The organism is Falsiruegeria mediterranea M17 (genome assembly GCF_900302455.1).
Lineage (GTDB): Bacteria > Pseudomonadota > Alphaproteobacteria > Rhodobacterales > Rhodobacteraceae > Falsiruegeria > Falsiruegeria mediterranea.
Genome location: NZ_ONZG01000004.1, coordinates 332153 through 358013, shown reverse-complemented (window position 1 = coordinate 358013; position 25861 = coordinate 332153). Strand labels below are relative to the sequence as shown.

Genomic DNA, 25861 nt, shown 5'->3' with positions numbered 1-25861 from the left:
GCCGTTTAACATATCCCTAATTTCACCAATGCGACCCGAACCGCACCACGTCTGAAAATATGACGAAGTTTTGGGTTGAATTCAACCCGGTTGATTCTCCTGAAGCGAACACAAGTTTAAGTATGATGCTCAAGAATTGGTGAAATTGACGAGAGCAAACCGTCGCACCTGTTGGTCCATGGGGTTGCAGCGCCCATCGTTTGCCCCCAAAAAACCGGGCAGAAACAACTTGGCAGCCTTTCGATGGGGCAAGAAAACAAGGAAAGTGGGATGCTTGCTTATCAAATTCGATCCAAAGGCGAGCACGCCGCATTTGTCCAAGTCGATGTGCCAAATCCCGGGCCCGGTCAGATCCGACTACGCATTCGCGCCTGCGGGCTGAATTTTGCCGACCTGTTGATGCAGAAGGGCACGTACCAGGATATCCCCCCTACTCCGTTCACCCTGGGTCTCGAGGTGGCAGGCGAGGTCGATTCTGTTGGCAAAGGCGTCACGGACCTGGCCCCGGGCGATCGCGTGGCGGTTTACTCAGGCCACGGCGGCCTGGCCGAATACGGCGTCTTTGACGCGGATCGCGCGGTGAAACTGCCCGACACCATGAGTTTTGAGGACGCCGCCGCCATCCAGATCGCCTATGGCACCAGCCACATGGCCCTGGACCACCGCGCGCGTCTGCAACCCGGCGAGACGCTCTTGGTGACCGGCGCCGCCGGCGGTGTCGGCCTGACCGCGGTCGAGATCGGCAAGTTGATGGGCGCGCGCGTCATCGCCCACGCCCGCGGGGCCGACAAGCTTGAGGTCGCGCGTCAGGCGGGTGCCGACATCCTGATCGACGATGCCGAAGACCTGCGCGCCCGCGTCAAGGACTTGGGCGGGGCGGATGTGGTCTATGACGCCATCGGCGGGGAGGTGTTCAAGGCCGCCTTTCGCGCCACCAACCCCGAGGGGCGCTTGTTGCCCATAGGCTTTGCCGGGGGTGATGTGCCTCAGATCCCGGCCAACCATCTGCTGGTCAAGAACCTGACCGTCATCGGCTTCTACATTGGAGGCTATCTGAAATTTCGGCCACAAGTGGTGCATGACAGCTTTGCCACCTTGTTCGATTGGCACGCACAGGGCCGCATCAAACCCCATATCAGCCACGTCCTGCCATTGGATCGGGCTGCCGAAGGCATGACCCTGCTGAAAGAGCGAAAGTCGACCGGCAAGGTGGTGATCACCCCCTAGGTGCCCGCCTCTCAAAGCTGATGCAGCCAGGCCTCATAACTTTCCGCCGTGTCGCGTCGGCTCAGATCGACACGGCGCAAGGTCTTGGCGTTTTCGCGGTATTCGCGCGGGGATTGGTCAAAATCTGCCCGAAACGCGCGCGCAAAGGCAGCGGCATTTTCGAACCCGCACGACAGGGCCACATCATAAATCGGGCAATGGGCCAGGGCCGGATCGGCCAACTGACGCGCAACAGCCCGCCGGCATGAGGCACAACCTCGATCGCTTGGGCCGTGGTCATGTCCGGCGCGATGCTGCGCAGCGTTGCGATCTGATTGTGCAGCAAACGCACAAGTGGCTCTTCGGAGGACAAATACCGCAGATGCTGATCATCTGGGGCCTGCAAAAACGGTGCCACCATCTCGCGCGGCAGGATCAACGAGACATTGATGAAGTTATTGGCCGCCGACTTTGCCTTGCGCGACAGATCAAACACCACCAGACCATCTTTCGGCGCAACGCCCCCGGTCGGGCCCTGATCCGTCGCCATGTTGCCGCTGGAAAACAGCTGAACCATGTAGTGATCCATGCCATCCGCCGCGATGCGCTGCGATGAGCGATGCCAGGTCTGCTGCCGCGAACTGGTTTGAGCCAGCATCACACCGTCCAGCAGATGCCCGTCCACGCTGGCCTTGAAATTGTCCTGCCTGACGTCTGATGAGGCCTCGACCTCGAATACACAGGATATGCTCTCGCGCCACTCTTCGAACCGATGTCGCCTGGGCAGGCTGCTTACGGAAAAGTGGCTATGGGCCAGCGATGCGGAAGAGGTGTCATCAATTGCCCCTTCTGTATCTGACATTCACCACCTCTCGTTACAATCACGCCCTTGACCCCTACGACGCACCCAGGCTGTCGAAATTCACAGCTTAGACGGCTTGTCTTGAACGACAAGATACGGGCCGGAAAAGCCGGAAAACTTTGCAATCCGTCCGAAAAACCATGCACCGCGTCCAAAGCGGCTGAAAACTGTTGGCAGAAAAACAGGCGTTCGGCTAACCGATGCTAAGGCACGTCAGTTTGGCAAAGATCCTTATTTCACAGATGCATAGTGAGTGGTTGTGGTTGTGTGCGGATCTCTTGCTAGGCCAATTGGGATACGGCTGATCTTGGGAACCCAAGACCGCGAAGAGGCGCCGAAGCGCTGTGACCAGTGTGTTTCTATGACCCAATCATTTTGCGTGAGTGACGTTTCATGCCTGTCGCCGGTTTTGGGTTCCCCCCCTCACCCTACCGCCTTCAGATGCGTACCACCAAGATTCACAAAGCTCTGGCGCACGAGCGACAACAGCTCATCCACCACAGGACCTTTGTTGCCTGACGCGCCATACAGGTTGATCTTGTGAACCGGCAGCTCGGGCAACGCACCACCGCTTTCGATCTGCACCAGATGACGCGGTTCTGTTCCCTCGAGCATCGCGTGCACCGCCAGATCTGCGCTAACCGTCGCTTCGATGGTGCGGTCATTGTCGGTTTCCACCGCCAGATCCCAGGTCACCCCGGCCTGATCCAGCGCGGCCAGAACCTTGGGTCGGAACAGGCACCGCCGCCCCATGGCCACCCGCAGCGGGCGTTGACGCCAGGCAGAACCGTCCGGCGCCCCCACCCATCGCAAGGGCAACTCTGCGATGGTTTCGCAATCGGGACCTGCGTCCACTTCGGTGGTCAGGATCACATCGCACTCGCCGCGCGCGAACTGTTCTTTCAACAGCATCGAATGAGACGACAACAGCTGCACCTTCATCCGTGGGAAAACCGTGCTGAACTGTTTCAGAACACGTGGGATCGCCGGATAAACGATATCATGGGGCACGCCCAGAACGACCTCGCCCTCGAACGCCTGATCGGTGAGACGCCCGATCACCTCGTCATTGAGGGCAACCATGCGCCGCGCATAAGCCAGCAACTGCTCGCCCGAGGCCGTCAGCGCAATACCCCGCCCCGAGCGGTCCAGCAGGTCGAGCCCCAAAAGCTCTTCCAGCCGTTTCAGCTGCATCGACACGGCTGATTGCGTCAAGTTCAGGAAACCGGCCGCCTTGGTCACCCCACCGCTGTCGGCAACGGCTACAAAAGATCTGAGCGTGGTGATGTCGAGATTTCGCATTATCACAATCCTTGATGTATTCGATCAAAAACATTCGTTTTCATAATCAAACACAATACGCCATATACATCAAGGAAATTGATCTAACTAACGTGAATCATCAACACCTGCGAAAGGAAAAGGCCATGACCCTGATCAACACCTCGATTGCCCACCGCCGCCGCCGCGCCTCGATCCTGAAGACCATCACGCATCTGGTCGCCGTACACCGCCAGCGCAAGGCCCTTGCCCGCATGGACGATACTGCCCTGGACGATATTGGCGTATCGCGTGCCCAAGCGCATCGCGAAGCAAGCCGCCCGATCTGGGATGCTCCGGAAACATGGCGTTGCTAAGCCATGAACAATGCACAATAGATCGGCGGCGCCCACATCAAACGCCGCCGATTTGACCGGTTTTCCGTGCAAATCCTGCACCGGAAATACTTGAATTTTCAGCCAACCTCTCCGATATTCACATAGAAAGCCGACGGTTTCTGCCGAACGGCCACAAGTTTATGGAATGGAGACCCTATATGGCACAATTCGACACAATCCGGACGGCCGCAGGCGCGCGCACGGCCGAGATTGACGCGGGCCTGCGCGCCCACATGAACAAAGTCTACGGCACCATGTCCGTGGGCATGCTCATCACCTTTGCTGCTGCTTGGGCCATTTCCGGCCTGGCCGTTACTGCCGATCCCTCGGCAGCCGTTGCTCAGCTGAGCGCGGACAAATACCTGACATCGTTTGGCTATTCGATCTATGGCTCGCCCCTGAAGTACGTGATCATGTTCGCCCCCCTGCTGTTCATCTTTGGCTTTAGCGCGGGCATCAACCGCCTGTCGGCCTCTGCTGCACAGCTGGTATTCTATGTATTCGCTGCCGTCATGGGCCTGTCGATCAGCTCGATCTTCCTGGTCTTCACCGGTCAGTCGATCATCCAGGTCTTCCTGATCACCGCGATCGCCTTCGCCGGTCTGTCGCTGGTGGGCTACACCACGAAAAAAGACCTGTCGGCCATGGGCACCTTCCTGATCATGGGGGTGATCGGCCTGATCGTGGCGTCCATCGTCAACATCTTCCTGGGTTCGCCTGCAGTTGCTTTCGCAATCTCGGCCATCGGTGTTCTGATCTTTGCCGGTCTGACCGCCTATGACACCCAGCAGATCAAGAACACATACCTGCAGATGGCCCACGCGGGCGACCAGGAGTGGCTGGGCAAGGCCGCCATCATGGGCGCGCTGAGCCTCTACCTGGACTTCATCAACATGTTCATGTTCCTGCTCCAGCTGTTTGGAAACCGCGAATAAGCGCACCCCAACAAACCAAATTCCAAAAGGGCGGGATCACATCGATCCCGCCCTTTTTCTTTGTTCAGCCACCATTTCTCGAAAACGGATATTCCAATGCTCATTCGCCCCTTGCTCCTGGACGAGGCACATCGTCTACTGCCGTTGCTCCATCAGGTCCACGCGCTGCATGTCACGCATCAACCTGAACGCTATCCGCCCCTACCAGCCGAGGAAGAGACACTCGCTTGGCTCACAGGCTGGCTGCAGGGCAAGGCCATGCACACCCTAGTTGCCGAAACCAAAGGCGCGCTCTGCGGCTATGCGATCTACGAGATCGAGCACCGTCCCGCGATACCTGTCCGTCACGCTGAAACACGCGGCATGCTGCATCATATCTCGGTCGATGCAGATCACAGGAGACAAGGCATCGGTCGCGCGCTGATTGACACCATGAAAGCGCAACTGGCCAAGGATGGCATCAGGATCATCGCCACCACATACGCCAGCTTCAACGACGCCTCAGCCCGGCTGATGGCGCAGGCGGGGCTACTGCCCAAAACGGTCTATGCGGAATGGCGAGAGTAGGCTCAACTGCAATTGAGCGGCACGGCATAAGCGGTCGTGCGGCGCCCGGCCTTGCCGTTTTGATAGGCCGGACCACTGGCCAGACACCCGGTCAGACGCGGGACCGAGGCCAGGAATGTATCTCCGGCTCCGCTCGCCATTCGGGTGGTGTCCCCTTCGCGCGTGCGCAGCACGGCAAACAGCACACCGTTGACCTCAACCGTGCTCAGATACAGCGTGCGGTCGGTTCCACCCACTTCGGCTGCATTGGCGGGCGTGCGGCCCCCAGCCTCCAGCGCAGCACCGGCGAGGGCCGAAACATCCGCGCTGTCAGTGCGCAGACGCACCGGCGGCAGTGTGGCCAACCGCGCGGGCACCGAGGACTGCCGGGTGACGTAATCGGCGGATCCCTTGGCCTCGCTAAAGGTCTTCGGCTCCCCGTCGATCCCGGTAAACCCAACGCCTTCGCGCACAAAAAAATCTGCGCAAGCAGACAGCGACAGAACGGCAAGACAAGCGGGCAGCAGGATTTTTTTCATGGGCGTCAGAACTTTGCAGCAGAATTGTGTGGCAGACGCCCATAGGCTAGCGGGTGCTGCCCCCTCATAGCAAGCGCTGTTTCATTCGGATCGCGGGGAAGGTTATTCCGGGTTGCAACGGCACATCAATCGGCCCTAGCGTTTCAAACCCCATCTCACGGTAAAATGGCTCGGCGGTGAAGGTGGACCAGCACTCCATCTGGGTGACGCCCTGGACGCGCGCCTGCTCCAATACATGGCCCAGCAACAGCCGCCCCACCCCGCGCCGCGTGGCGGTCGCATCCGTCACCACATGGCGGATATGACCCACAGTGCGCGCCTGCCTGTCCCGGCTCCACCCCCCTGCCCCCAGAATGCGGTGCCCGTCCGTTTCGACCAGATAGTAGGTGCCGCTGCTCAACAACGCAGGCTGTGCGCGCGAGATCAGCGGCAACGCCGTCACCAGAACCGAAGGCGGGTAATCCTTTTTGAGCAATTTGGGATAGGACCGCGCCAACAGCGCGTCGACAACGGCCAAATCATCGCGGGTGGTGGCCCTGACATGCATGCGCGCTCCCGGGTTTGGACAAAGAGGTCCAGACAAAAGAAAAAGGGTCACGCCTTAACGTGACCCTTTTTCGGGATTGGTCCAGATCAGCAAGACTTACTTGATCTTGCCTTCCTTGTACTCGACGTGCTTGCGCGCGACCGGGTCGTACTTACGCACAACCATTTTTTCGGTCATGGTGCGGGCATTTTTCTTGGTCACGTAGAAGTGGCCGGTGCCTGCGGTCGAGTTCAGACGGATCTTGATGGTCGTCGGCTTCGCCATGAGTTCTCTCCTGAGCCCAAAAGGCGCGGGCCTTTCGGTTGAATTCCTATGAGCGTGCGCTTTTACCTGTCCCGGCCCGCGAGTCAACACCAGAATCGAAGTCTTGGCACCGCAAATTGCATTTCCTGCCAACGTCTGCCCCGCACCGATCCTGGCTGAATTAGACTAGATCACGGATCTGTGATACGATCCGCCCAAGACCCAATACATCAAGCCGAACCGAAAAACGGCACGAGGCCGCGCTTCAGGCAACGAAAGTGCGAGCAGTAGCGGCGATTGTGCCGCGTCCTATTGGGGGAATTTACTATGACGAATTGGATGATCAGTGGCGAAGAAATGGCCAACTGCAACTGCAATTTTGGGTGTCCGTGTCAATTTAGCGTCCTGCCGACAGACGGAACCTGCGAAGCTGCTGTGGTCTACGATATTGAAAGCGGACATCACGGTGATGTCGACCTGAGCGGGGTTAAGGCGGCGTCGGTCTACAAATGGCCCGGCCCTATTCACGAAGGCAACGGCGAGATGCAGCTGATCATCGACGCCACCGCGAGTGCTGCGCAAAAGGCGGCACTGGAGACAATCATGACGGGGGGTGACACCGAGGAAATGGCGACCATGTGGTTTGTGTTCGGTGCCATGTGCCCAACCAAGCATGAAACCCTGACAGCAACGATTTCGGTTGAACTCGACAGAGAAAACCGAGTCGGAAAGGCCACCGTTGATGGCGTTTTCGAAGTTGAAGGACAGCCACTGGCCAATGTTGTCTCGGGGGAACCTCACCGGGTGCGCTTTGATTTGCCCAATGGATTTGAGTTTGCTCAGGCCGAGGCCGCACAGGGCCGAACCAGAACCATGGGTGGAGCTCTGTCTTTGCTGAAGAACACCGGCACCCACGCTCATTTTGCCAGGCTGCATCTGAGTGGAGACGGCGTCGTACGCGCCTGACGGGACCCGATCATGACACGAAACACTGGCGCTGCCGCGTCTGAGCGCGTTGAGCAATTGCTCAGGCGCGACAGGGCAATCGTTCTGATCAGCCTCACGCTGGTTGTTGTTCTGGCGGCCACATACACCGTGTTCGGGGTCGGCATGAACATGTCGGCTGTTGAGATGACGCGCATGGCTCGCCCGGTCGGAGAGCCCATGCAAATGGGTTCTGCCGCGCCGTGGACTGCGCTTCATGCGGTGCTCATATTCCTGATGTGGTGGGTCATGATGATCGCCATGATGACCCCAAGCGCCGCACCCACCGTGTTGTTGTTTGCTGCCATCAAGAAAATGGGGCCCGACGCCCCCAGGTCGGGCGCCTTCACCGCTCTGTTCCTGGTTGGGTATCTTTTGACCTGGGGGATCTTCAGCCTGGGCGCGACCGGGGCGCAATGGGGTCTTGAGGCCGCCGGACTATCGGATGGCCCAATGATGACGCTCAAATCCAAGGGCGCCGCCGGAGTGCTGCTGCTGGCTGCTGGTCTCTACCAACTCTCGGCCTTCAAGGATGCGTGCCTGCGTCACTGCCGCTCTCCTGCCCATTTTCTAGCCGAGCATCATCGCCCCGGCCTTTTGGGGGCCTTTGCCACTGGCGCGGATCACGGGCTGTATTGCCTTGGCTGTTGCTGGGCCCTGATGGCCCTGCTCTTTGTCGGCGGGGTTATGAATCTCTACTGGATTGCGGGAATCGCGATCTACGTAGCCCTTGAAAAGATCGCTCCGAAGGGCCGCTGGCTGTCATTTGTCACCGGGGGCGCACTTGTTTGCAGCGGCCTCTACCTGAGCGCAACTGCCGTGATTTCAGCGACGTGACGGTCGCCCGATTCGACAGAAAACGTATCAAAAACCACCAATCCCAAAGGAGGGAACCATGCCACTATTTATCACCTATGCGTCGTACTCGACATCTGGTCTGCAAGGCCTGCTGTCAAAACCCGAAGATCGCGGGGTCGCCATTCAGGCACTTATGGACAAAGTCGGGGCAAAGGTCGTCGCGCTTTACTTCACGACCGGATCCAATGACGTTGTCATGATCAGCGAAGCCGCCGATGGCACCGACACCGTTGCCTTGGGCATGGCGGTTGCCGCCTCAGGTGCTGTTCAGGACGTCGAAACGGTGCGGGCCTGGACCAGCGCCGAATTTGGCGACATCGCCAGCAAGGCCGCGTCGTTGACCTCGGGCTATACCCCGCCGGGTGGGTAAGCCCCTGTCGAGTGAGCGCGCGGAGGGCCTGTAAGCCGGATTCTGTTCAGGGGTTGCCCCCTTTGATGACCATTCATCTAGGCCACGCATTGCTGCGCGGCTCGAGCTGCCAACCCGACCCCTCTCGGCTGAAGCGCGCCTAGCGGCGGTATCGACCAGGGCCGACACAGGCCCGCGCGGGGGTCCTATTTGGCATTGCTCCAGGTGGGGCTTGCCGTGCCACCCCTGTTGCCAGGGGCGCGGTGGGCTCTTACCCCACCGTTTCATCCTTACCGCGACAGGCGCGGCGGTTTTATTTCTGTGGCGCTCTCCGTCGGGTTTCCCCGCCCGGGCGTTACCCGGCACCGTTGCTTCATGGAGTCCGGACTTTCCTCGCGTGGGGCGAGCCCCACGCGCGGCCATCCGGCCCTCCGCGCAAGCGGTGGGGTATGCGGTGACAGAGAGGGCGTCAAGAGGCGATGGCGCACGACGGGGGCCTCCCGCGCCCGAGCAGACCTGACTGCGTCAGCTCTGCTATCGGCCTTGGGCCCGGCGCCGCGCCTGTGGCGCGGCGCAGTCCCGCCTGTAGCCAAGGGAGCGTATCAATTCTCAGCGGGTGCGATGCAGCGCCCGCCGCCGCGCAAAGCGCGGCGGCCCGGCCCAACGGGAGACGGATTTTCGTCAGAAAATCTGACGACGGGCGGGAGTGCTACCAGAGTTGCTCATTCTCATGGACATCACGTCCAAAGCGACGTGTGCCCAAGCGGAGAAAAATCCTCCGGTGCCAACGCCCCGTGGCCCCAAGGGCGATACCGCAGCCGCACCGCAGTCAGCAGCGTCGCATCATCAACATCCGCGGTGAATCCGGCCTCTTCGGCCAAAGCACGGAAAGTCGTCCATGCCGCGTCTTGCGGGCCGTTGTCATTGCCTCGCCCACCTGCCAGACCTTGTTGCTCCAACCTCAACCAATCGAACCTTGGGCCGGGATCAAATTTACGCCCCGGCGCCATGTCGGAATGTCCGATCACACCCTTCGGCGCAATATCCCATCGCGACAATATCTGCGGCAGCAAGCGTTCCAGTGCCGCCATCTGCGGCTCGGCAAACGGATGATCTCCGCGATTGTCCAACTCAATGCCCACGGACCGCGAATTGATGTCACTCTGCCCGTGCCATTCCCCTGCCCCAGCATGCCAGGCGCGATCCGCCTCGCGCACCATCTGCCACAGCGTTCCATCCTGTCCGATCAGGTAATGCGCTGACACCTCGGCCATCGGATCACACAGCCGCTCCAACGCCGACACAGCCCCCTCCATCGCGGTGTAGTGAATCACTACCAGATAAGGCGTCAAATCATCCCGGCGAGGGCCAAAATTCGGCGACGGATGCCAGATGGCCCCTGTCGCATCAACCGATGCTTCAGTTCTGGACGGCACGGCGGAACGGGGCGGGATCCCAAGCGCAGGCATAGCCATCCCCATCCGGGTCCAGACTCTTGCGGTCGCGTTCGGGCCCGCCATTGGCCAGAAACTCGATCTGAGCCTGATCGGACGATGCAAAGCCTGCGCAATTGCGCTGCGACTTGGCCTGCAGGTTGAAGCCCGCCCGGCTGTAGATCTGCACGCCCTTCGGATTGGTGGTGCGAAGCGCATAACTGACGATGTTGGGCTGGGCGGCACTGTCCCGTTCCGGGATCGCTGTCGGCGTGACCAACTGGTACTGCTCCTTGTTGCGCGCAATCCGGTCGGCGTCGCTTTCGATCGACTGTCGGCTGGATACGGCGGCAAAGTCCTGTTCGTCCGAGATCGAGGGGTTGTTAAGCACCTGAGGCGCCGGGTTCGACGGGCTGGCCTGCAAAGGCGCCACACCGGAATTCTGCGACGCAGCCGTCAGCGCGGCCTGCGTTTCGTTGGCGATGTCTTGTGCTGTCAACGTCGCGCTACTGGCCGCAACCGTCGACGCAGGCGTGGTTGCAGCCACAGTAGTTGGGGCCGCCGTTGTTGTCGCATTGGTGAACAACCCCTGCTCCTGAGCAGGGATGCCCACTTGCGAGCTGCCCGCAGGCAGGGTTTCGCTTGAGACGGCCGAGGCCGGGATCAAAGGATCACCATTCACCGTTTCCCCGGACAGAGCCGCCTCACGAGCGGCCTGTTCAGGCGAGGTGTTGAACCCGACACCAGCGGCGGAGTCGGGTATCTGGGGGCTACATGCTGCAAGAACCCCCATAACGGGGATCAAAAGATATGGGCGCATGGCTGCTGTCCTGCCGGTTTTTGCTCTTACTTGAGCGGCAGCTTTACCACCATTTTGCCGGTTTGGCTACAAAGCCCGCCGCATCCTCGAGCGCATAGGCGGTATTGAGCAGATCGCCCTCTTCCCACGGACGCCCGATCAGCTGCAGCCCCAGGGGCAAGCCCTGTTTGTCCACGCCTGCGGGCACGGCGATACCGGGCAGACCGGCCAGGTTCACAGTGACGGTAAAGACGTCATTCAGGTACATCTGCACCGGATCCGCATCCGTCATTTCCCCCAGCCCAAAAGCCGCCGAAGGCGTGGCGGGCGTCAGGATCGCGTCGATACCAGCGGCAAACACATCCTCAAAGTCTTTCTTGATCAGCGTACGGACGCGGCGCGCGCGGTTGTAATAGGCGTCATAGAAACCAGCCGAGAGCACATAGGTCCCGATCATGACGCGGCGCTGCACTTCTGGTCCAAACCCTTCGGCGCGGGTCTTTTCGTACATCTCGGTGATGCCATCACCCTGCGCCAGCGTGGCGCGGTGGCCATAGCGCACCCCGTCATAGCGCGCCAGGTTCGACGAGGCCTCAGCCGGTGCGATAACGTAATACGCAGGCAGCGCGTACTTGGTGTGCGGCAGGCTGATATCGACGATCTCGGCTCCGGCTGCCTTCAGCATCTCCGCGCCATCGGACCACAGCTTTTCGATCTCACCTGGCATACCGTCCATACGGTACTCTTTCGGGATACCGATCTTCTTGCCCTTGATGTCGCCGGTCAGCATCGCCTCGAAATTCGGCACGGCCAGATCGGCACTGGTGCTGTCTTTCGGGTCGTGGCTGCACATCGCCTCGAGCATGATGGCGGCGTCGCGCACGTTCTTGGTCATCGGACCGGCCTGATCCAGCGAGCTGGCAAAGGCCACCACACCCCAGCGTGAGCAGCGGCCATAGGTGGGTTTGATGCCGGTGATGCCGGTGAAGGCCGCAGGCTGGCGGATCGAGCCACCGGTGTCGGTGCCGGTCGCGGCCAGACAGAGGTCAGCCGCCACAGCCGAAGCCGAGCCACCCGACGAGCCGCCCGGGGTCAGCTCGGCGGTGTCGCCTTCACGACGCCAGGGACTGACCACGTTGCCATAAACCGAGGTTTCGTTTGACGAACCCATGGCAAATTCATCCATGTTGAGCTTGCCCAACATGACGGCGCCTGCGTCGACCAGGTTCTGGCTGACGGTGGATTCGTATTCGGGCTTGAACCCTTTCAGGATGCGGCTGGCCGCCTGGCTGTCGACACCTTTGGTGCAGAACAGATCCTTGATGCCGATCGGCAGACCACACATCGCGGGCGCGTCGCCTGTCGCGATGCGCGCGTCAGCGGCCTTGGCACGCTCCAGCGCGATCTCGGGCGTCTTGTGGACAAAAGCGTTCAGCGCATCGGCGGCATCAATCGCCTTCAGACAGCTCTCGGTCAGCTCGACAGAGTTGGTCTCGCCCTTGCGCAGCAGGTCGCGGGCCTCGGCCAGGCCCAGTTTGTTCAGATCAGACATGGCTTACTCCACCACCTTGGGAACCGCAAAAAAGCCCTCGCGGGCGTCGGGCGCGTTGGCCAGCACTTTGTCCTGCTGACTGCCATCATTCACCACATCTTCACGGCGCTTCAGGCGCTGGGGCGTGACCGAGGTCATCGGTTCGACCCCATCCACGTCCACTTCGTTCAGCTGTTCGATGAATCCAAGGATCGTGTTGAATTCCGAGGCCAGCGCCGGCAGCGCGTCGTCCTCGACCTTGATCCGGGCCAGTTTGGCCACCTTGGCGGCGGTGCTTTGGTCAATCGACATGGGAACCCTCAATATCGCGTCAGACAGGCATTTACCGCCCTCGCCCATGGGCTGCAAGGTCGCATGTACACAAGAGGCTCCGGCCACGACCCAAGAAAACACGGGGGGCCCTGCGCCAAGCGACACCTCATATCACGACCCAACCGCTTAAGATGCCTGAGCCTTGCCCAGAGCTTCGCGAATGGCCGTGCGAACCCGCGCCCGCGCAGGTTCATCCAGGGCCGCCAAATCCACTGTCAATTTGCCGTCTTCTTCTCTCGGCGAAAAGCTTGTCCCTTTGTTATCCGAAACCGGAATATTCGTAATGTGGTAAGGGGTAATTTCACGTGCAATTCCCTTAAAATGAACAGCTTCGGACGGCACCGCCTGGACGATGTCACGAACGTGGGCGTAGGTCTCGTAACTCATTACAATGCCACCGGGCTCCGCGATGCTCTCGAGTCGCGCGGCCAAGTTCGCCTCAGCTCCAATTATCGTGTAATCCATCCGATCGTCAGACCCGAAGTTTCCAACATTGCAATACCCAGTGTTGATCCCCATTCGGGCTTTGAACGGGTGCTCCAACCCTTTTTGGTTCCAGACTTCGGCCAATTCGGCCAGCCGCAGCTGCATATCCAGAGCCATACGTACACACGCCCGCGCGTCTTCGGCGGCACCTCTGGTCTCAGGATCACCAAAAAAAGCAACGATGGCATCGCCGATGAACTTATCGATTGTTGCGCCATGAGCCTCGGCGATGAGGGACATTTCTGTAAAGTACTCGTTCAAAAGAGCCGTCAATTCTTCTGGCTGCATGCGCTCGGTCGTCGCTGTGAAATCCTTAATGTCGGAAAAGAAGACCGTCAGCTTCTTTCGCTCGGTCGAGATATGAACGTCTTTCTCTCCAGAAAAAATTGATCTGTAGACTTGTGGGGAAAGATACTTGGAAATCTTCAACGATATGCCTGCCAGAAACTCGTTGTTCGCGGTCAATTCGTCATTCATCCGGCTGAAACTGGCAGCAAGCTTGTACTGCATGACAGCAAAGAAAAAGCCCATGGTTCCAGCAGCGGTAAAGTAGAGCAGCAACCACTTGAAGGACCACAGGTTGAGAGCGACGGGCTGACGAACGGTAACCGTCTGCAGCGCACGAACGTCACCAACCTTCCAATCCTTCTTTGGGCTTTCGGCATGGGAATTGTGACAACGGACACACCCTCCTGCCATGACCACCGGCGTAGCCAAGGTAATCTCGCGGTTCCACACATTCCCGGTCGAATTCACAAAAAAATCATGATCCATAGGATCAGTTCGAAACTTGATCAACGCATTGCGTTCAAATTCGTCAAGCTTATGGGGAGGCCGGTTTGCGAAGGTATAATCAGAGACAAAGCGATACTCAACGTCGCCTTCCACTGCCCCGATCTTCTCTCCCAGTTCAAGCGACAGTGTCGCCGGGATCGGGATCGCGCCGTTAACGTCAAGGTAGTTGTGCAACGCCTGCGTTTCCGTATTGGAGTTGACCACCCGAGATACGACATTTGTTGCGTAGTAGGTCCGCACTGATGTGATAATACTGTTCAGGCTGGTAGCCTGCCGACGCAACGTTTCATCAGAGAGATTGCGCAGGTCCAGCCAAATCGCGGCGGGAAGGCCGACTAACGCTATTAAAACAACCACGATTAACCAATAGGGCCGCGCCAAAAGAAATCGCCCGAATTGATCCATCAAATTCTCCCGCAGCATGCCCCAAATAAGAGTACTTATAGTCTATCTTCTTCATATGGGCACCCTTCAAGCCATCCGGTCGCATTGCCGCCATCCCTGTCTCGCTTTTGGGAAAGCCCGGATAGAGCATTTCCGGAACCACTGAAGTAGCATATGGGTCGGAAGCCAGTTCATGACCTTTGATCACAGCTTGTTGAGGTTCATTGTCATTTTCAATCGAACGTTTTAATACTCCCCCATGGGCAGACCAAGAACATACTCCCGCGATGCGGTGATCGAAACCGCCATGAGCGTCTTCTGGCGGAACGGATACATGGCGACCTCGATCAGCGATCTGGTGCGCGAGACCGGGTTGAACACGGCCAGCATGTACAAGGAATTCGGCGACAAGGACGGCCTGTTTGTCGAAGCACTTGAATACTACCGCGGCCATGTCATCGGCCCTCGGTATCAGATCCTGATCGAAAACCCGAACCTTGCGGGGGTCGAGATGTTCCTGAGGAACGTCATGACGGGTGCCGCAAGAACGGAGTACAAGGGCTGCCTGATGATGAACCATCTGGCTCAGAGACATCTGATCAGCGCAGATGCGGCAATGCAGGTCGGTGCCTTCTGCGCCGAGGTCGAATCGTTGATCGAAACCGCCTTGCTAAACGCTCAATCCGATGGTGACATCGGACCGGAAAAAGATGCCAGGCAACTTGCAAGCTTCATCGTATTTTGTGTGCATGGCACTGTTCTTTATGGGCGCCACGACGCAAAAAAAGACGTCATTCCAGATTTTTATGACATGATCATGGGCGTGTTACATCGGTAGCCGAAAGGTCCTCCATATTTTAAAATATATTTTTTAAAATGTTTATTTTATATTGCCTGCACCGGCCGCCCGACTTCGATGCGTAAGGCCGGTTCCTGCAAAACAACTTTTGGGAGGCAACACCATGACAATATCCGAGACAGCAATGGCATTCTTCGATGCGTGTGAAACCGGTAAGGGTTGGGAAGTGTGCAAATCCTATTGCCACGACGGCGCGGGCTTTTCCTGTCAGGCCGATGCTCTGGCCGACATTGACACGCTCGAAGGGTACACCGGTTGGACTGCCGGCCTACTGACCCCGGTTCCGGACGGCCATTATGATCTGAAATCCTTTTCCACCGACCACGAACGCGGCATCGTGGTTGCAACTTCGGTGTTCAAGGGTACCCAAACGGGCGAAGGTGGCCCCGTACCGCCCACCGGAAATACGGTGGCTGCGGAATACGCCTATGTGATGGAGTTCAAAGACGACAAGATCACCCGGATGACCAAGATCTGGAACGATGTACACTCGCTGAAACAGCTTGGCTGGGCCTGACCCGCAAAGAGCCGAAAACACACCGCCCCGTGGGGCGGTGTTGTTCCATCGGGCTCAGAGCACCATCGCAGCCGCGGCGCCCACGACCATGGTGCAGCCCAACGCCAGACCCACCTGAGCCATGCGACGGCGCATTTTGTATTTTCGGGCTTGCCGGGCCAGGTCCTGATGAAGGGCGGTGATTTCAACCTCGTCCATCGGCTCGGCGGATTGGAAGTAGTCCAGAAACGCCACAATGTCGAAGCCGCCCCAGTCCCGATCCTTGAGGTTTTCGACCTTCCCCATGTTCTTGGCCAAGCGGCTGACACAGGCGTTCCGGGCGTTCTCGTCCCGGGCCGGGAAACGGCCCTCAGGCGCGCCGCTGTGACAGACGTTGAAGCCAAAGCCCGAATCCAGAAACATCTGCTTGATTTCTTCATCCGCACTGCGCAGCGCCTCAGCCAGTCCGGGATCGCGAAACAGGGCCACTTGTTGGGTCGCCGTATGGGCCATGCCAATCTCGTTCAGAAAGCCCTGAAACTCTTGCTGGACCTCATCGGGCATGACCGAAAACATATCGAAATCATAGGAATAAGACACGGGAACGCACCTCTGCCAGGTTGGAATGCAACCATGGATAGAGGGCGTTTGTGTTTGAATTTGGGCAATATCCCCGGAAATTCGCGAAAATGATCGGCTGTTTCAGCCCGCAATCAGCTCCTCGACCGCCAGATTGAACCGGTTCAGCGCCCCTTCGAACCGTCCGAACAGGTGGCTGTGGTTCCCGCGCGAAGCAAAGCCCGATTGAATCTCCTCCCCCAGCTCAAAATCCTCGGCCAGCGTGGCCATGGTGATCTTCTGGTTCAGCTTCCAGTGCGCCTGCATCTCGTCGCCCTCGATCTTGTCGGCCGGGACCAGTGTGACAATGCGCAATGTGGTGTGCCCTTCGGATTGGGGCTGTGCATTGATCCAGACCACGTGATCCTGCTGCACCAACAGTTGCGTGGTGGGCATCAGAGTATAAAGCACATTGGCATCCGCCCGGATCGACCACTTCTCTTCGGGCGTATCGGTCAGCGTTTTCATGCTGGTGCGCGGCAGAACTGACCGAATGTGCGGGCCAAAACACCGATAGGTCGACAGGTTGTCGGGGAAATGCGGCGCGATGGTGTTGGCATGCGCAACGCGGAAGTGATAGGCCTCGATCCCGCCCTCGACCAGCACCTTCCAATTGGCCTTGACCTCGATCGTGTTTTCCATGGCGATCTTGTGGTTTGCCAGATCCAGCCAGCGGAAATCATCGGCAATCGGCCCCAGCCAGCCCTCGATGTTCAGCGGCTCGTTCATCTCGGGATTGGCGATGATCCAGATGAACCCGTGCGCCTCGGCCACCGGCAACCGCCGCAGGCCCCGCTCGGCGCGCGGCAAATCCGGAAAGCCCTGCTTTTCCTGCGGCACCGCGCGCAACTCACCCTGATTTGTCCAACTCCAGCCATGATAGGGGCAGGTAAAGACCCGTTTGCACCCCGCCCCCTCGCGTTCCAAAGTGGCCCCGCGATGGCGACAGACGTTCAAAAAGGCCCGCGCCTGGCCCTCTGCGTCTCGTACCAGCAGCACCGGCAGCCCAATGACCGAGCGGGTAAGAAAGCTCGACGGCCCGTCCAACTCGCCCGAATGCGCCGCCACCACCGGCTTGCGCCGAAACAGCGCCACCTCTTCGCGCGCGAACCGTTCCGGGCTGGCATAGCGCGAAATCGGGGAATGGCTGATCGTATCGTCCAGATAGGCAGATTTCTGTTCGGCCAGGCCGATGATTTCGCGGATCAATCCAATCTCTTCGCTGCGCTCCATGATGGCTCCCTCCCTCGGCTAGCACGGATCACTTACCAATCGGTAAGTAACTTACCAACTGGTAAGCCGTCAAGTGTTTGGTATAGGGTCCCTATGAAGGAGCCCCCATGTCCCCCAAACTCGACCCCGCCGAGCGATACCTGGACCTTGCGACCACGCGCTTTTCCGAGCTTGGGTTTCACGGGGTGTCACTCGCACTTGTGGCCAAGGATGCAGGTGTTACCAAACAGGCCGTCCTGCATTATTTCCGCTCCAAGGAACGGCTCTATGCCGAGGTGCTCAACCGCCTCGCCCTGCGGCTGCTGGCCGAGATTGACGCCACCCTCGCCCCCACGCCCGCACAGCGCCTGATCGCCTACTTCAACGCTTATGCCGCAAGCGCCATCGCAAACCCCGAGGACGCGCGCCTTGTGGTCCGCGCGCTGCTGGACAGCGACGCGCAGGCGCGTAGCTGGCCATTGAAACCCTATCTCGACAGGCTCACAGAGCTGGCACTTCAAACGCCACGCTGGCAGAGCGCAAGCCGCGAAGAGGCGCTGGCCGGTCTTTATCAGCTAATCGGTGCAATACAGTATTTCGCAATCTCTGCGCCCACGTTGTCCGGCATGTACGGCAAGACCTCCTTTGACAAGGTTCAGGGCGCCCTGACGGACGACTTTCGAAAGGTCATTCAGGGGTTTGAGATACCCTAGTCAGCCCCAGCATGTGACGCCTCAGAACCTCGATCATCCAGCCCAACATGATCCCGTTCAAGATATGCCACATGAAATGCGTGCCCATCAGGATCGCGCCACAAACCGGCTCGTCCAAAGCCCGAAACGTGATCGAGGCGACCAGGATCGTGGCCCCGATGGCCAACCCCCGCGCCGTGTCCGGCGCGCGGTGACGCAGCAGGACCGCGTAGATGTAAATGAGCAAGGGCACCGGCGCATACCCGGCGGAATCCCCCACCCCCGGCACCATCTGAAACAACGGCAAAGTCGCTGCGACATAGGGAAAGAACAGCCCCGTCAGGCCCAGCGCAGGCAGCACCCGCAGCCCCCAGACATGACGGTTCACCGCATAGATATAGACCAGAATGTACCCCAGGATCGGTGTCACATCTGCAATCGCAGCCCAGACTTGGGCATGGGTGTGAAACAGATAGCTGCCCACACCGATGCTCGCCAGGATCACCGCCAGCACACGGGCAATCGCAATCCCTTTGGTCCGCCGCCACATGATCAACGCGGCCACCAAAAAGGCCGCATTTGTCACTGCATTGATCGGCTCGGCCCAGTATTCAGGCCCCAATCGCTCACAGTAGCCATCAATTTCGCGCAACCAATCCATGGATTTCTATGTAACCGGTGTTAGGCTCGTGCCAACAGGAAACGGAGATTCATTCATGGATATTATCTGGCTGGGACACGGCAGCTTTCGCATTGAAACCGCAGGACAGGTTATATTGATCGACCCCTGGCTGACCGGCAATCCCGCCCTGCCCGAGGATCAACACGACGCCGCCGTCGCGGGCGCCACCCACATCCTGCTGACCCATGTGCATTTCGACCACGTTGTCGATGTCCTGCCACTGGCCAAGAAGCTGGGCGTACCGGTTGTGGGCCAATACGACCTGATGGGCCACTGGGGCGAGACCGAGGGCATCGAAACCGTCGGCTTCAACAAGGGCGGCACCGTGGATCTGAACGGCGTCAAAGTCTCGATGGTTCCGGCCTCGCATTCCTCGACCTTCAACACGCCCGAAGGCATCCGCACTGGCGGGACCGAGGTTGGGTTCATGATCGCGTCTGAGGGCAAGATGCTCTACGTCTCGGGCGACACCGACATCATGGCCGATATGGACTGGATGGGGGATTACTACAAACCTGACATCGGCATCCTGTCAGCGGGCGGTCATTTCACCATGGACATGAAGGGCGCAGCCTATGCCGCCAAGCGGTACTTCGCCTTCAAGACCGTGATCCCCTGCCACTATGGCACCTTTCCGATCCTGGAACAGAGCGCCGATGACCTCCGTGCAGGCCTTCCGGGCGTGGACGTGATCGAACCGCAGGTGATGCAGGCCATCACGCTTTGATGTCCTGAGCGATGCCATGAGCGACATCACCCCCTCCCCCGAGCTTGGAGCCATCGTTCGCCGCTGGCTCCGCTCTTATGCGGCGGGGGACAAAGAGGCGGTGCTCAACCTCTTCTCCGAAGACTCCTCCTTAGGCTACATCGGCTCATCCCATGACGAGATCTGGCGTGACGATACCCTGCGCCGGGGCATGGGTGGGTATATGGAGGATATCCCAAAATTCTCATGGGATAAGGACGATTTCCGCGGCTTTGAATGCGGGAAACTGGGTTGGGTAGAATGGTTCGGCGGGCGGGTATCGCTGGAAAACGGCAAGGAAATCACCTTTCGCTCGACCTTTGTACTGCATCTGGAACGGGGCGTCTGGCGCATCGTCCATGTCCACAACTCGAATCCTGTCTCAAACATGGAGGCGCTAGGCTACCAATCCCGAGGCGTCGAAGACCTGCTTAAGGCCGCCTTGGCCACGCCGGTTGATCTGGCGCACACGGGCATGGCAACGATCATGTTCACCGACATCGCGGGCAGCTCGGCGCTGGCAGAAACGCTCGGCGATGCCCGCTGGTCCGCCGCAGTGCAGGCACATATGAAGCAGGTGGGCGACGTCCTCGAGGGTCATGGCGGCACGCTGGTCAAAACTCTGGGCGATGGCACCATGTCGGCGTTCCCCTCGGCCACGGCTGCCTTGACCGCTGCCTCCGAACTCCAGCAAATCATCTCAGACAGCACCGCTGAGCCGCGCCTGCAAATCCGCATTGGCTTGCACACCGGCGATCTCGTGGAACACGACGGCGACATGTTCGGCACCGTAGTCAACAAAGCCGCCCGTATCGCGTCGATCACGGCACCGGGCCAAATCTGCCTGTCAGACGCCACTCACATCATGGTCGGCGGAGCGCCGCAGTTCCGTTTCTCTGAACCCGCCAAAATCAACCTAAAAGGGCTGGAGGGCCAACATACAACCTATCGGCTGGAGTGGCAGGGATGAGCGATATCCGCCCCTCGCCAGAAATCCTGGCCATCGCGCGGCGCTGGATCGACGCGATCCCGAACCGGCGACCCAACGACCTGAGCAACCTGATGACGGATGCGGACCACCTGCTGTTTTTCGGCACCGGCGAGGATGAGGTCTGGTCCGGCCAAGCCGTACGCGACGGCGTCGGTGCGTTCTTTGGCGTCATCCCACCGGTGACGACGCACATCGAACACTTTGCCGAGGCCTATGAGAACGGCGACACCGGCTGGGCTTGCTTCACACACGAGATCGCGTTCGAGCCCCATCCCGACCGCTCGTTCCTGGTTCGCTCCACCCTGATCCTTACGCTCGAAGACGGCGCATGGAAGATCGTCCACCGCCATGGTTCGGTCCCCACTCCAAACGAAGAGTTCACCGGCCGGGATCAGACCGCAATCGCCGATCTGGTTGCGGCTGCAAAGGATGGGTTTGCATTGGATCAAACCGAAGGCCTCGCCTCGATCATGTTCACCGACATCGTGGGGTCATCGGCGCTCGCCTCGGCCCTTGGTGACCGCGCCTGGTCGCCCATCATCGCGGCCCATTTCAACATGATCCAAGCCATCGTCGCCGAACATGACGGCCAGTTCGTCAAGTCTCTGGGCGACGGCACCATGTCCTCTTTCCCCTCTGCCCGCACCTGTTTGGAGGCAGCCAGTGCCATTCAAACCAACCTGGCCAACAACACCCAAGACCCCCACCTTTCCGTCCGCATCGGCATCCACACCGGCGAGGTTATGCAGGCCCACGACGATTTCTTCGGCACCGTCGTCAACAAGGCAGCCCGGATCGCGTCCACCGCGCAGGCGCAGGAAATCCGAGTATCCGACACGACCCGCCTGATCGTCCGAAACGCCGGGGGGTTTGTCTTTTCCGGCTCAAAAGACTTTGACCTCAAAGGGCTCGAAGGGCGGCATACCACCTACCTGTTGGAGTGGCAGACATGAGCGATCCCTTCACACTGTCACCGGAACTGGCCGCCATCGCCAAACGCTGGCTCCACGCCTATGCGGCACGCCAAACCGAACCGGTGATCAACCTGTTCTCGCACTCCGCTGCAATCACCTATGTCGGCTCCGATGACGGCGAGCTGCTGACCGAGCCCGACTTTCACAAGACCTTTGCCGCCTTCTGCGACGACCAGGCGGTTCTGGTCCCCGAAAACCTCGAAGTCACCGCATATGAGGCCGGGTCCTTTGGCTGGGCGCTTGCGACGATGACCATCATCGCGCCCGACGCCGACAAAAGCGTGGCCTTCCGCTGCTCTTTCGTCTTTGCCCTCGAAAACGCCGTCTGGCGCATCGTGCACATCCACAATTCCAACCCAAAACCCAACATGGAGGCGATGGGATACACCTCGCGCAGCATCGAGGAACTGACCGCCTCGCTGCAGTCCGAGGCGCTGGATCTTGGCCACACCGGCATCGCATCCGTGATGTTCACCGACATCGTCGACAGCACTGCCTTGGCGGCCGCAACCGGGGACGCAGCCTGGAGCAATATCGTCCAATCCCACATGACCGACATTGCCGGCGCGGTCGAAACCCATGGCGGCACGCTGGTCAAATCGCTTGGCGACGGCACCTTGTCATCCTTTGCCTCGGCCTCTGCCGCGCTGAATGCCGCCACCCGCATTCAGCAAGGGATGCAAGGCCAAACCCAGGAACCGATCCTCAGGATCCGGGTCGGCATCCACACCGGCGACGTTGTTGAGAAAGATGGCGATTACATCGGCACCGTGGTCAACACCGCCGCTCGCGTGGCCGCAGCCGCCGCCCCCGAAGAAATCCGCGTCTCGGACCCCACCCGCGCCATGGTCGGTGGCAATGCGGACTTCGCCTTTGGCGACCCCGTATCGGTTCAACTGAAAGGCCTCGCAGGCGAACACCTGATCCATCAGCTGGACTGGCGCACATGAGCGACCCCTTCACCCCCTCGCCCGAACTCGAAGCCGTGGCCCGGCGCTTCTTTCGTGCGGTCCGCCAACGCGATGGCAAGGCGATGCGCAACCTGTTGTCGCGCTCGGCCAAATTGCGGTTCATCGGCACAGCCCCGAACGAGCGGTGGAGCGGCAATTCCCTGCGCGACGGGCTTGAGGCACATTTCAACGAAGCCCCTGCCTTTCTGGTGGACGAGGAAACCCACGGTGAAGCCTTCGAGGCGGGCGACATCGGCTGGGCCATATTCGAACGCAGCATCGAGTTGCAAGGCAATCCCATCCCCGTCGATTTTCGCTTCACCCTGATCTTCACGATGGAAGACGGCGCCTGGAAAATCCTCCACCGCCATGCCTCGGTCGGCAAACCTAACGCCGACACGCATGGCGTTGAACACCGGGCGCTGGATGAATTAGCCGCCTTGGCTTCGACCTCGGACCTGCCGGAAACCCACACCGATATCGTCACGGTCCTGTTCACCGACATCACCGATTCAACCACCCTTGCCGCGACACTGGGCGACCGCCGCTGGACAGAGATTGTTCAACGCCATTTGACCATGATCGAGGGTTGCGTCACCAAGCACAGCGGCCAGCTTGTCAAATCTCTGGGCGACGGTACGATGTCGGTCTTCCCATCAGCCACCGAGGCTTTGCAGGCCGCAATGTCGATCCAGCAAACACTTGCCCGGGGTCATCAAGAACCTCGACTGAGCGTCCGCATCGGCGTGCATACAGGTGATGTTGTTCATTCCGGCAAGGATTTCTTTGGCACCGTTGTCAACAAAACTGCCAGAGTGGCCGCGATCAGCGGCCCGGATGAAATCCGTGTCTCTCACGCCACCCGCACCATGGTGGGAACTGCCAAATTCACCTTTACCGAGCCCCTTTCAGTTCCCCTCAAAGGGCTGGATGGCGAACACATGATCCACAAGTTGGAGTGGCAGACATGATCCGCCCCTCTCAAGAAGTGCTCGCCGTTGTCCGCAGGTGGAACGATGCGGTTCATCGCAAGGATGGGGCCACATTGACCAACATGCTCTCGCGATCCGAACACCTTCGCTATCAGGGCTCGGCCGAAGGAGAAAGCTGGTCGGGGCAGTTGTTTCGGCAGGGTTTTGGCGAGCATGTGCGGGAAATTCCCGACTATGATTGGGAGGAGCACGCGCTGGAAGCGTTCGAATGCGGCGACGTGGCCTGGGCGCATTGTCTGGCAACCTTGACGTTTCCCAACACCGCCAGCCAATTCCTGCATCGCTTCACCTTTGTCCTACATCTGGAGGAAGGCAATTGGCGCATGGTGCAACTGCATGTCTCGAACCCGCTGCCCAACATGGACAAGATGGGCGCCGACCATCACGCGCTGGACGATCTGATCGAAGCCGCCCGCGCCGATAACGTGATGCAGGGCCAAAGCGGCGTCGCCACGGTCATGTTCACCGATATCGTGGGCTCATCGGTGATTGCCCAAGCCGTGGGAGACGTCACATGGAGCCGATGCGTGGGCGAGCACATCGAGGCGGTCAAAGCCTGCGTCGAAGCCAACGGTGGCCGCATGATCAAATCCCTCGGCGATGGCACCATGTGCACCTTCACCTCGGCCCGCGCTGCCATGGTCTGCGCGCAAGAGCTGCAACGCGGCATGCAAAAGACGTCTACTGAACCCCGCATCCAGATCCGCGTCGGCCTGCACACCGGCGAGGTCATCGACACCGGCGAGGATTTCTTTGGCACCGTCGTGAACAAGGCCGCCCGCGTCGCGGCTCTGGCCGGTCCGGACGAGATCCGTATTTCCGACGCCACCCGTTTGATGATCGGAACCGACCCCGAATTTTCGTTTTCAGACCAGACAGCAGGCCCCCTGCGGGGGTTTTCTGGAACCCATACGACGCATCTTTTGACCTGGCGGTCTGCCCCGCCTGACTGAGAAGAAAGGACAACCGTGCCCGCCACAGATTTCTCGCAATCCGAGTACGACGCCCGCCTGACCAAGACCCGCTCCGCAATGGCCACGCAGGGGATTGAAACACTGATCGTTGCCGATCCGTCGAACATGGCCTGGCTGACGGGCTATGACGGGTGGAGCTTCTACGTGCCCCAAGTGGTCATCGTCCCGAGCTCAGGCACCCCGCTCTGGTGGGGCCGCACGCAGGACAAGGCAGGTGCGGCGCAGACCACCTGGATCGGGGACGACAACCTCTTTGATTGGCCCGAAGAGCACGTCCAGCACCCCGACCACCACCCGTATGATGCGTTGATCACACTCCTGCGTGAACGCGGCTGGACCCGCGCGCTTGGGGTCGAGATGGACAACTACTACTATTCCGCCGCGTCCCACCGCATCCTGGAAACTGCCTTTGGGCGCGACGCCATCGCCGATGTCACCGGGTTGGTGAACTGGCAGCGCGCGGTCAAAAGCGAGGCGGAACTGGCGATGATGCGCAAAGCGGGCCAGTTGACCGCGCACATGCACGCCACCCTGCGCGAGGGGTTCCGCGAGGGGCGGCCCAAGAATGAGCTGGTGGCTGAGGTGCAGGCGGCCGGCGTCGCCGGTCTGCCGGGACTGGCGGGTGACTACCCCGCCATTGCCCCAATCGCGCCCTCGGGCCTCGAGGCCTCGGCCTCACACATCACCTGGAATGACCGCCCCTTGGTGCGCGGCGAGGCCACCTATTTCGAGGTATCGGGCTGCTACCACCGCTACCACTGCCCCGCCAGCCGGACGCTGTTCCTGGGCGAGGTGCCGTCCGACATCCGCCGCGCGGAAGAGGCGGTGCTGCAAGCCATCGAAGACACCTTTGCCGCCGCCCGCCCCGGCGTGGCCTGCGAAGAGGTCGCGGCTTGCGTCTATGACAGCTTTGCCCGCGCCGGTTACGTCAAAGCCAACCGCACCGGATACCCGATCGGCCTAAGCTACCCGCCCGACTGGGGCGAACGCACCATGAGCCTGCGCCCTGGTGACACCACGCCGTTACAGGAGAACATGACCTTCCACCTGATGCCCGGCCTCTGGACCCCGGATTGGGGCGTCGCCATCACCGAGAGCTTTGTGGTCACCCCAGACGGTGCCCAGCCCCTCGCTGACATTCCCCGTGCCCTTGTGGTGAAAAGCTGACGGGGGTGCTCCCGCCCGTCG

At 59.9% G+C, this 25861-nt stretch carries 31 protein-coding genes and 1 other RNA gene; 18 read left to right on the top strand and 14 right to left on the bottom strand.

Annotated features, from left to right (window positions below):
* The first annotated feature begins 270 nt into the window (after window positions 1-270).
* Window positions 271-1227, top strand: a complete 957-nt coding sequence (locus TRM7615_RS10285; RefSeq protein WP_108787312.1) for an NADPH:quinone oxidoreductase family protein — start codon at window positions 271-273, stop codon at window positions 1225-1227.
* An 11-nt stretch (window positions 1228-1238) separates the two neighbouring features.
* Here TRM7615_RS10285 and TRM7615_RS26235 read toward each other — a convergent pair whose 3' ends face one another.
* On the bottom strand, window positions 1239-1409 hold the full coding sequence (locus tag TRM7615_RS26235; protein WP_370739798.1) for a hypothetical protein: 171 nt from the start codon (window positions 1407-1409) through the stop codon (window positions 1239-1241).
* Window positions 1410-1588: 179 nt separating this feature from the next.
* Between TRM7615_RS26235 and TRM7615_RS26230 the strand changes: the two genes are divergently transcribed.
* On the top strand, window positions 1589-1822 hold the full coding sequence (locus tag TRM7615_RS26230) for a hypothetical protein (protein ID WP_370739794.1): 234 nt from the start codon (window positions 1589-1591) through the stop codon (window positions 1820-1822).
* Window positions 1823-2491: 669 nt separating this feature from the next.
* Here the strand turns inward: TRM7615_RS26230 and TRM7615_RS10275 are convergent.
* Entirely contained in the window at window positions 2492-3370 is an 879-nt protein-coding gene (locus TRM7615_RS10275; protein WP_108787090.1) for a LysR family transcriptional regulator, read from the bottom strand.
* A gap of 125 nt (window positions 3371-3495) precedes the next feature.
* Here TRM7615_RS10275 and TRM7615_RS10270 point away from each other — a divergent pair, with 125 nt between their 5' ends.
* The 3 genes from TRM7615_RS10270 to TRM7615_RS10260 all read left to right on the top strand — a co-directional run bounded on the left by TRM7615_RS10270 (window position 3496) and on the right by TRM7615_RS10260 (window position 5228).
* Window positions 3496-3705, top strand: coding sequence for a DUF1127 domain-containing protein (locus TRM7615_RS10270; protein ID WP_108787310.1), 210 nt, complete (start codon window positions 3496-3498; stop codon window positions 3703-3705).
* Between the two features lie 179 nt (window positions 3706-3884).
* On the top strand, window positions 3885-4661 hold the full coding sequence (locus TRM7615_RS10265; RefSeq protein WP_108787088.1) for a Bax inhibitor-1/YccA family protein: 777 nt from the start codon (window positions 3885-3887) through the stop codon (window positions 4659-4661).
* Between the two features lie 96 nt (window positions 4662-4757).
* Entirely contained in the window at window positions 4758-5228 is a 471-nt protein-coding gene (locus tag TRM7615_RS10260) for a GNAT family N-acetyltransferase (protein ID WP_108787086.1), read from the top strand.
* Between the two features lie 2 nt (window positions 5229-5230).
* Here TRM7615_RS10260 and TRM7615_RS10255 read toward each other — a convergent pair whose 3' ends face one another.
* The 3 genes from TRM7615_RS10255 to rpmG all read right to left on the bottom strand — a co-directional run bounded on the left by TRM7615_RS10255 (window position 5231) and on the right by rpmG (window position 6557).
* Window positions 5231-5746, bottom strand: coding sequence for a hypothetical protein (locus TRM7615_RS10255; RefSeq protein ID WP_108787084.1), 516 nt, complete (start codon window positions 5744-5746; stop codon window positions 5231-5233).
* A 64-nt stretch (window positions 5747-5810) separates the two neighbouring features.
* Complete coding sequence (locus TRM7615_RS10250) at window positions 5811-6293, bottom strand: GNAT family N-acetyltransferase (RefSeq protein ID WP_108787082.1); 483 nt, start codon at window positions 6291-6293, stop codon at window positions 5811-5813.
* A 96-nt stretch (window positions 6294-6389) separates the two neighbouring features.
* Complete coding sequence (rpmG, locus tag TRM7615_RS10245) at window positions 6390-6557, bottom strand: 50S ribosomal protein L33 (protein WP_039682682.1); 168 nt, start codon at window positions 6555-6557, stop codon at window positions 6390-6392.
* A 306-nt stretch (window positions 6558-6863) separates the two neighbouring features.
* On the opposite strand from rpmG, the gene TRM7615_RS10240 reads away from it, so the two are divergent.
* The 3 genes from TRM7615_RS10240 to TRM7615_RS10230 are packed head-to-tail and all read left to right on the top strand — an operon-like array spanning window position 6864 to window position 8748.
* Window positions 6864-7502 (top strand): DUF1326 domain-containing protein, encoded by a 639-nt coding sequence (locus TRM7615_RS10240; RefSeq protein ID WP_108787081.1) that lies wholly within the window; start codon window positions 6864-6866, stop codon window positions 7500-7502.
* A gap of 12 nt (window positions 7503-7514) precedes the next feature.
* Entirely contained in the window at window positions 7515-8357 is an 843-nt protein-coding gene (locus TRM7615_RS10235) for a DUF2182 domain-containing protein (protein ID WP_108787079.1), read from the top strand.
* A 58-nt stretch (window positions 8358-8415) separates the two neighbouring features.
* Window positions 8416-8748: a GYD domain-containing protein gene (locus TRM7615_RS10230; protein WP_108787077.1), complete on the top strand. Its 333-nt coding sequence runs from the start codon at window positions 8416-8418 to the stop codon at window positions 8746-8748.
* A 15-nt stretch (window positions 8749-8763) separates the two neighbouring features.
* Here TRM7615_RS10230 and rnpB read toward each other — a convergent pair.
* From rnpB to TRM7615_RS10200, 6 genes are all read right to left on the bottom strand, one after another.
* Window positions 8764-9162, bottom strand: an RNA gene (gene rnpB / locus TRM7615_RS10225) — RNase P RNA component class A.
* 302 nt (window positions 9163-9464) lie between these two features.
* Window positions 9465-10196, bottom strand: coding sequence for an N-acetylmuramoyl-L-alanine amidase (locus tag TRM7615_RS10220; protein ID WP_108787075.1), 732 nt, complete (start codon window positions 10194-10196; stop codon window positions 9465-9467).
* Window positions 10147-10980, bottom strand: coding sequence for a hypothetical protein (locus TRM7615_RS10215; protein ID WP_108787073.1), 834 nt, complete (start codon window positions 10978-10980; stop codon window positions 10147-10149). Before TRM7615_RS10215 ends, TRM7615_RS10220 begins: the two co-directional genes overlap by 50 nt.
* A gap of 43 nt (window positions 10981-11023) precedes the next feature.
* Window positions 11024-12511, bottom strand: a complete 1488-nt coding sequence (gatA, locus tag TRM7615_RS10210) for an Asp-tRNA(Asn)/Glu-tRNA(Gln) amidotransferase subunit GatA (protein WP_108787071.1) — start codon at window positions 12509-12511, stop codon at window positions 11024-11026.
* Between the two features lie 3 nt (window positions 12512-12514).
* On the bottom strand, window positions 12515-12802 hold the full coding sequence (gatC, locus tag TRM7615_RS10205) for an Asp-tRNA(Asn)/Glu-tRNA(Gln) amidotransferase subunit GatC (RefSeq protein ID WP_108787069.1): 288 nt from the start codon (window positions 12800-12802) through the stop codon (window positions 12515-12517).
* A gap of 147 nt (window positions 12803-12949) precedes the next feature.
* A complete protein-coding gene (locus tag TRM7615_RS10200) occupies window positions 12950-14509 on the bottom strand; it encodes an adenylate/guanylate cyclase domain-containing protein (RefSeq protein ID WP_108787308.1) in 1560 nt (519 codons plus the stop codon).
* 238 nt (window positions 14510-14747) lie between these two features.
* Between TRM7615_RS10200 and TRM7615_RS10195 the strand changes: the two genes are divergently transcribed.
* Together TRM7615_RS10195 and TRM7615_RS10190 are read left to right on the top strand one after the other, a co-directional pair.
* Window positions 14748-15326: a TetR/AcrR family transcriptional regulator gene (locus TRM7615_RS10195; RefSeq protein WP_108787068.1), complete on the top strand. Its 579-nt coding sequence runs from the start codon at window positions 14748-14750 to the stop codon at window positions 15324-15326.
* Window positions 15327-15450: 124 nt separating this feature from the next.
* Window positions 15451-15864, top strand: a complete 414-nt coding sequence (locus tag TRM7615_RS10190; protein WP_108787066.1) for an ester cyclase — start codon at window positions 15451-15453, stop codon at window positions 15862-15864.
* A 54-nt stretch (window positions 15865-15918) separates the two neighbouring features.
* Here TRM7615_RS10190 and TRM7615_RS10185 read toward each other — a convergent pair whose 3' ends face one another.
* Together TRM7615_RS10185 and TRM7615_RS10180 are read right to left on the bottom strand one after the other, a co-directional pair.
* Entirely contained in the window at window positions 15919-16443 is a 525-nt protein-coding gene (locus TRM7615_RS10185; RefSeq protein WP_108787064.1) for a hypothetical protein, read from the bottom strand.
* Between the two features lie 102 nt (window positions 16444-16545).
* Window positions 16546-17694, bottom strand: coding sequence for an aromatic ring-hydroxylating oxygenase subunit alpha (locus tag TRM7615_RS10180; protein WP_108787062.1), 1149 nt, complete (start codon window positions 17692-17694; stop codon window positions 16546-16548).
* Between the two features lie 107 nt (window positions 17695-17801).
* Here TRM7615_RS10180 and TRM7615_RS10175 point away from each other — a divergent pair, with 107 nt between their 5' ends.
* On the top strand, window positions 17802-18386 hold the full coding sequence (locus TRM7615_RS10175) for a TetR/AcrR family transcriptional regulator (RefSeq protein ID WP_108787060.1): 585 nt from the start codon (window positions 17802-17804) through the stop codon (window positions 18384-18386).
* Here the strand turns inward: TRM7615_RS10175 and TRM7615_RS10170 are convergent.
* Window positions 18361-19026: a ceramidase domain-containing protein gene (locus TRM7615_RS10170; RefSeq protein ID WP_108787058.1), complete on the bottom strand. Its 666-nt coding sequence runs from the start codon at window positions 19024-19026 to the stop codon at window positions 18361-18363. The two genes, TRM7615_RS10175 and TRM7615_RS10170, sit on opposite strands and share 26 nt — an antisense overlap.
* 55 nt (window positions 19027-19081) lie before the next feature.
* On the opposite strand from TRM7615_RS10170, the gene TRM7615_RS10165 reads away from it, so the two are divergent.
* From TRM7615_RS10165 to TRM7615_RS10135, 7 genes are read left to right on the top strand one after another with little or no spacing between them, the layout of a single operon-like run.
* A complete protein-coding gene (locus TRM7615_RS10165; RefSeq protein ID WP_108787056.1) occupies window positions 19082-19774 on the top strand; it encodes a metal-dependent hydrolase in 693 nt (230 codons plus the stop codon).
* A 16-nt stretch (window positions 19775-19790) separates the two neighbouring features.
* Window positions 19791-20762: an adenylate/guanylate cyclase domain-containing protein gene (locus tag TRM7615_RS10160; RefSeq protein WP_108787054.1), complete on the top strand. Its 972-nt coding sequence runs from the start codon at window positions 19791-19793 to the stop codon at window positions 20760-20762.
* Window positions 20759-21736, top strand: coding sequence for an adenylate/guanylate cyclase domain-containing protein (locus TRM7615_RS10155; protein ID WP_108787052.1), 978 nt, complete (start codon window positions 20759-20761; stop codon window positions 21734-21736). Before TRM7615_RS10160 ends, TRM7615_RS10155 begins: the two co-directional genes overlap by 4 nt.
* Window positions 21733-22707, top strand: coding sequence for an adenylate/guanylate cyclase domain-containing protein (locus TRM7615_RS10150; protein WP_108787050.1), 975 nt, complete (start codon window positions 21733-21735; stop codon window positions 22705-22707). Before TRM7615_RS10155 ends, TRM7615_RS10150 begins: the two co-directional genes overlap by 4 nt.
* A complete protein-coding gene (locus TRM7615_RS10145; protein ID WP_108787048.1) occupies window positions 22704-23678 on the top strand; it encodes an adenylate/guanylate cyclase domain-containing protein in 975 nt (324 codons plus the stop codon). The genes TRM7615_RS10150 and TRM7615_RS10145 overlap by 4 nt, the downstream gene beginning before the upstream one ends.
* Window positions 23675-24652, top strand: a complete 978-nt coding sequence (locus tag TRM7615_RS10140; protein WP_108787046.1) for a nuclear transport factor 2 family protein — start codon at window positions 23675-23677, stop codon at window positions 24650-24652. The genes TRM7615_RS10145 and TRM7615_RS10140 overlap by 4 nt, the downstream gene beginning before the upstream one ends.
* A 15-nt stretch (window positions 24653-24667) precedes the next feature.
* Window positions 24668-25840 carry a M24 family metallopeptidase gene (locus TRM7615_RS10135; protein ID WP_108787045.1) on the top strand — a complete coding sequence of 391 codons (1173 nt, stop codon included), beginning with the start codon at window positions 24668-24670 and terminating at the stop codon, window positions 25838-25840.
* The last annotated feature ends 21 nt before the right edge of the window (window positions 25841-25861 follow it).

Excerpts from the sequence above, each read along its gene's own strand:
- TRM7615_RS10235 (WP_108787079.1), top strand. The coding sequence starts at position 7,515 with ATGACACGAAACACTGGCGCTGCCGCGTCTGAGCGCGTTGAGCAATTG.
- TRM7615_RS10220 (WP_108787075.1), bottom strand. The coding sequence starts at position 10,196 with ATGCCTGCGCTTGGGATCCCGCCCCGTTCCGCCGTGCCGTCCAGAACT.
- TRM7615_RS10165 (WP_108787056.1), top strand. The coding sequence starts at position 19,082 with ATGGATATTATCTGGCTGGGACACGGCAGCTTTCGCATTGAAACCGCA.
- TRM7615_RS10265 (WP_108787088.1), top strand. The coding sequence starts at position 3,885 with ATGGCACAATTCGACACAATCCGGACGGCCGCAGGCGCGCGCACGGCC.
- rpmG (WP_039682682.1), bottom strand. The coding sequence starts at position 6,557 with ATGGCGAAGCCGACGACCATCAAGATCCGTCTGAACTCGACCGCAGGC.
- gatA (WP_108787071.1), bottom strand. The coding sequence starts at position 12,511 with ATGTCTGATCTGAACAAACTGGGCCTGGCCGAGGCCCGCGACCTGCTG.
- TRM7615_RS10240 (WP_108787081.1), top strand. The coding sequence starts at position 6,864 with ATGACGAATTGGATGATCAGTGGCGAAGAAATGGCCAACTGCAACTGC.
- TRM7615_RS10175 (WP_108787060.1), top strand. The coding sequence starts at position 17,802 with ATGTCCCCCAAACTCGACCCCGCCGAGCGATACCTGGACCTTGCGACC.
- TRM7615_RS10160 (WP_108787054.1), top strand. The coding sequence starts at position 19,791 with ATGAGCGACATCACCCCCTCCCCCGAGCTTGGAGCCATCGTTCGCCGC.
- TRM7615_RS10195 (WP_108787068.1), top strand. The coding sequence starts at position 14,748 with ATGGGCAGACCAAGAACATACTCCCGCGATGCGGTGATCGAAACCGCC.
- TRM7615_RS10255 (WP_108787084.1), bottom strand. The coding sequence starts at position 5,746 with ATGAAAAAAATCCTGCTGCCCGCTTGTCTTGCCGTTCTGTCGCTGTCT.
- TRM7615_RS10285 (WP_108787312.1), top strand. The coding sequence starts at position 271 with ATGCTTGCTTATCAAATTCGATCCAAAGGCGAGCACGCCGCATTTGTC.
- TRM7615_RS10180 (WP_108787062.1), bottom strand. The coding sequence starts at position 17,694 with ATGGAGCGCAGCGAAGAGATTGGATTGATCCGCGAAATCATCGGCCTG.
- TRM7615_RS10230 (WP_108787077.1), top strand. The coding sequence starts at position 8,416 with ATGCCACTATTTATCACCTATGCGTCGTACTCGACATCTGGTCTGCAA.
- TRM7615_RS10155 (WP_108787052.1), top strand. The coding sequence starts at position 20,759 with ATGAGCGATATCCGCCCCTCGCCAGAAATCCTGGCCATCGCGCGGCGC.
- TRM7615_RS10215 (WP_108787073.1), bottom strand. The coding sequence starts at position 10,980 with ATGCGCCCATATCTTTTGATCCCCGTTATGGGGGTTCTTGCAGCATGT.
- TRM7615_RS10275 (WP_108787090.1), bottom strand. The coding sequence starts at position 3,370 with ATGCGAAATCTCGACATCACCACGCTCAGATCTTTTGTAGCCGTTGCC.
- TRM7615_RS26230 (WP_370739794.1), top strand. The coding sequence starts at position 1,589 with ATGCTGATCATCTGGGGCCTGCAAAAACGGTGCCACCATCTCGCGCGG.
- TRM7615_RS10270 (WP_108787310.1), top strand. The coding sequence starts at position 3,496 with ATGACCCTGATCAACACCTCGATTGCCCACCGCCGCCGCCGCGCCTCG.
- TRM7615_RS10250 (WP_108787082.1), bottom strand. The coding sequence starts at position 6,293 with ATGCATGTCAGGGCCACCACCCGCGATGATTTGGCCGTTGTCGACGCG.
- gatC (WP_108787069.1), bottom strand. The coding sequence starts at position 12,802 with ATGTCGATTGACCAAAGCACCGCCGCCAAGGTGGCCAAACTGGCCCGG.
- TRM7615_RS10150 (WP_108787050.1), top strand. The coding sequence starts at position 21,733 with ATGAGCGATCCCTTCACACTGTCACCGGAACTGGCCGCCATCGCCAAA.
- TRM7615_RS10170 (WP_108787058.1), bottom strand. The coding sequence starts at position 19,026 with ATGGATTGGTTGCGCGAAATTGATGGCTACTGTGAGCGATTGGGGCCT.
- TRM7615_RS10140 (WP_108787046.1), top strand. The coding sequence starts at position 23,675 with ATGATCCGCCCCTCTCAAGAAGTGCTCGCCGTTGTCCGCAGGTGGAAC.
- TRM7615_RS10190 (WP_108787066.1), top strand. The coding sequence starts at position 15,451 with ATGACAATATCCGAGACAGCAATGGCATTCTTCGATGCGTGTGAAACC.
- TRM7615_RS10200 (WP_108787308.1), bottom strand. The coding sequence starts at position 14,509 with ATGGATCAATTCGGGCGATTTCTTTTGGCGCGGCCCTATTGGTTAATC.
- TRM7615_RS10145 (WP_108787048.1), top strand. The coding sequence starts at position 22,704 with ATGAGCGACCCCTTCACCCCCTCGCCCGAACTCGAAGCCGTGGCCCGG.
- TRM7615_RS10260 (WP_108787086.1), top strand. The coding sequence starts at position 4,758 with ATGCTCATTCGCCCCTTGCTCCTGGACGAGGCACATCGTCTACTGCCG.